Raw genomic sequence first — 3,429 nt, 5'->3', positions numbered from 1 at the left:
TTGCGGACAGCTTCTTCGGGTTTCGTACGACTGCTGTGACCTCGTGACCTGCGGCGACGGCCTGCTCGAGGGCTTGCCGACCGATACCGCCGGTCGCCGCGAAGATTGTGAGCTTCATCTCTCGCTCCTCTCGCTCCATGGCCCGTGAGCGTGTACTAGAGGTTGTCAAATCTGAGATCCAGGCTCGCTGCGTACGCAGGGTGTGATCTCATGTATTGAGACCGGGCCAAGGCGAGTTTTGTGACAGGGTGGAACGGCACGTCGTGACGAGACGTACAATGGGACGGAACGTATGATGGTGAGAGCGGGATGGAGGAATCCGAAGGGAGGCACGATGCGAAGCGCACAGCGAGTCATCGGAGTCGCACTGCTGGTTGGAGTGCTCGGCGTGCTCGGTGCCGCCGCGCCCGGCTTGAGCGCCGTGGCCGCGCCATTTACGATCGTCGCGGCGCAGACCCCGGCCAACGGTGAGCAGAACTTCAACGGGACCATCAAAGGACAGCTGGTCCTCACGGTGCCGCTCGGCGCCATGGTGCAGATCACCTTTAAGAACCAGGGAACGCTGCCCCACAGTCTGCAGATCATTCCGCCCACCAACCCGCTGCCCGCCACCGCCCTCAGCGCTCCGGCCTTTCCCGGCGCGCAGATCAAGGATCCGCAGGCAGGAATCACAAAGGGACAGACGGCCACCGTGCAGTTCACGGCAAGCAAGGCGGGAAAGTATCTGATGATCTGCGGGTTCCCCGGGCATGCGCTGCTGGGCATGTACGCCAACTTCATCGTGGCGGACTCGGCGGCGGCGAAGCCGACGATGACGGTCAACAAGTAGGCGCGGCTAGGCTCCCGCCGCGTCGGTCATCCTGGCGCAGGCGTTAGTGACGGTCACGGAGGCGAAGATGAGTCACGAGGTTGCACTTACGCTCAAGCAGCTCGTGGTCGACCATGTACATACGACCCTGGAAGATGAGGACTGGCAATGGCAACCACCCCTCAGAGGGTCCCTGGAGGGCCTGACGGCCGCGCAGGCAGCCTGGAGGCCTGCTCCGGAACGACATTCCATCTGGCAGATCGTCCGCCACCTCATCCTCTGGAAGCAGGGGGTGCTCGACGCTTGGGACGGGGACCCGCCCGATGGGGAGCAGCTGGCCGCCGGTGATTGGAAGGAAGTGGCCGGGAGTGAGGCCGACTGGGAGAGGGATCGCCGAACGCTCCTAGAGATTTCTACCCAGTTCCTCACCCGAGCACAAGCCCTCGATGATGCGGGGCTCTCCCAACAGATTGTCTGGTACAAGGGCGGGGCGACTCAACCGCTCGCGGTGCGGGTGGTCCGGACGACAACCCACGATGTCTACCACGCAGGACAGATCATGTACCTGCGGGCACTGCAAGGCTTCCGGGGCAGGCGCGCGCCGTGAGCTGTTCCGTTCCAGATCGCTAACCCCGCACGAGCCGGCACGCCTCCGCGGGAAGCTCCACCAGCAGTTGGTCGTCGGGCCGGTAGCGATGGCGGTTCATGGTGAGGACCCGGATTTGCAGGTTTCCAGGCAGCATGATCCGGAGGTCTTGCAGATCGCCCAAGTATGCCGACTGTATCAGCCGGCCCATGGCGGTATTGGTTCCGGCCGAGGGCGTGCCGGTCGCGCCATGCACGCGGAGGGCATGCGGACGGATACAGAGCACCACCTCGTCCCCCGGGCGGAACTGGCTGTGGTCGATCGCGCGGACCTCCAACTCACCGCACCGGACGAGCCCCGGCCCAACCACGCGGCCGGCGAGGCAATTGGCCTGGCCGATAAACGAGGCGACGAAGCGGGACTGGGGCCTTTCGTAGATCTCCTCCGGCGTGCCGACCTGCTCGATTCGGCCGCTGTTCATCACGGCGACGTGGTCCGCGATCACCAGGGCTTCGGCCTGATCGTGCGTGACGTAGACGGTCGTGATCCCGGTCTCTTGGTGAATCCGTCGGATCTCGAAGCGCATCTGCTCGCGCAGGTTGGCGTCCAGGTTGGAGAGCGGTTCGTCGAGGAGGAGGGTGTGAGGCTGAACGACGAGCGCCCGTGCCAGGGCCACCCGCTGCTGCTGTCCCCCCGAGAGCTCATGGGCGTAGCGCTGCTCATAGCCCGTGAGGTTGACCACCGCGAGGATACGCTGCACCTGGCGCGCGATCTCCTCGCGCGAAAGCCGGCGCATCTCCAGGCCAAAGGCCACGTTCTGGAAGATGGTCATGTGGGGCCACAGGGCGTAGCTCTGAAAGACCAGTGACATCTGGCGGCGCTCGGGCGGCACGACGCCTTGAGGAGAGGAGATCTGGCGATCGCCCGCCCAAACCTCGCCCCCGTCGGGGACGAGAAACCCAGCCAAAATCTGCAGCGTCGTCGTCTTGCCGCAGCCGGACGGCCCGAGAAGCGCGAGCAGCTCGCCATCGCTGACCGCGAGGGTGATGCCGCAGAGTGCCGGGGTCGTGCCGTACCGCTTTTCCAGACCGACCAGCCGGATCTGCGCCATCGGGCTCCCTCAGGCGCGCTGGCGCTGCGCGAAGACGGCACCGCCGAAGAGACGGTACGCCACGGCGACCAGGCAAAACGTGATTGCCATCATGATGATGCCGAGCGCCGAGAGGGGCTCGAAGTTGCCTTCGTCGGAGAGGTCGAAGATCACGTTGGTAATGACGGCCGTGGCCGGCGTAAAGAGGAAGACCGCGGAACTCAGCTCCCGCAATGACGGGATGAACACGATGATCCAATTGGCGAGAATACTGCGCCGGAGCAGTGGTAACGTGATCCGTCGAAACGTCAGGAGCGGTCCCGAGCCAAGCGTGCGGGCCGCGTTCTCCAACTCCTGATCGATGCTCCGGAGGGCCGACTCGCTGCCCGAGAAGGCGATCGGCAAGAAGCGGGTCGCAAACGCCACGATCAGCATCCAGGCCGTTCCATATAAGACGAATGGGGGCCGGGCGTATGCGGTAAAGAAGCCGATCGCCAGCACGATGCCCGGCACGACGAACGGCGCCATCGCCACGTAGCCGAGGATCCGGGCCCCGGGGAGGAGACGGCGGCTGACGACGTAGGCGGTAAAGACGGCAAGAAGTGTGGCGATCGTCGCCGCGACCGCAGAGTAGGAGAGGCTGTGCGCAATGGCGTGGCGCGCCCCCTGGTTTTCGACCAACGCCCATCGGTACCACGCGAACGTCAGATTCCCGGGCACCGGTCCTCTCCCCCATGCGCGGGAGAGGGAAGTGGCCAGCAGCGCCGCGTACGGCAGGATGAGCGAGAAGAGCGGCGGCACCATGCACAGCGCGAAGATCGGCCAGCGCCAGCGCCCCAGCAGGAAGGGTTGTCGGACGCCTCCCTTGCCGGTGACCGTGGTGAAGCGGCCGCGTCTCAGCAGGTGCTGTTGGATGAAGAAGAGGCCCGCCGTGACCAGCAGCAG

General features: G+C 65.1%; 5 protein-coding genes. 2 read left to right on the top strand and 3 right to left on the bottom strand.

What is annotated here, in order from left to right; genetic code table 11:
- The coding region (locus VFP86_18525) for an NAD(P)H-binding protein (GenBank protein ID HET9001643.1) at positions 1–118 on the bottom strand (118 nt) is incomplete at its 3' end.
- A 216-nt stretch (positions 119–334) separates the two neighbouring features.
- Between VFP86_18525 and VFP86_18520 the strand changes: the two genes are divergently transcribed.
- Together VFP86_18520 and VFP86_18515 are read left to right on the top strand one after the other, a co-directional pair.
- On the top strand, positions 335–829 hold the full coding sequence (locus VFP86_18520) for a sulfocyanin-like copper-binding protein (protein ID HET9001642.1): 495 nt from the start codon (positions 335–337) through the stop codon (positions 827–829).
- Between the two features lie 67 nt (positions 830–896).
- On the top strand, positions 897–1,415 hold the full coding sequence (locus tag VFP86_18515) for a DinB family protein (GenBank protein HET9001641.1): 519 nt from the start codon (positions 897–899) through the stop codon (positions 1,413–1,415).
- Between the two features lie 19 nt (positions 1,416–1,434).
- Here the strand turns inward: VFP86_18515 and VFP86_18510 are convergent, their stop codons facing one another.
- Together VFP86_18510 and VFP86_18505 are read right to left on the bottom strand one after the other, a co-directional pair.
- Positions 1,435–2,505 carry an ABC transporter ATP-binding protein gene (locus VFP86_18510; GenBank protein HET9001640.1) on the bottom strand — a complete coding sequence of 357 codons (1,071 nt, stop codon included), beginning with the start codon at positions 2,503–2,505 and terminating at the stop codon, positions 1,435–1,437.
- Positions 2,506–2,514: 9 nt separating this feature from the next.
- On the bottom strand, positions 2,515–3,429 hold a 915-nt coding region (locus tag VFP86_18505), incomplete at its 5' end, for an ABC transporter permease subunit (protein ID HET9001639.1).

The sequence above is a fragment of the bacterium genome, from assembly GCA_035703895.1.
Classification (GTDB): Bacteria; Sysuimicrobiota; Sysuimicrobiia; order Sysuimicrobiales; family Segetimicrobiaceae; genus Segetimicrobium.
The sequence above is the reverse complement of the archived record's forward strand: the minus strand, read 5'-3'. Positions and strand labels throughout refer to the sequence as shown.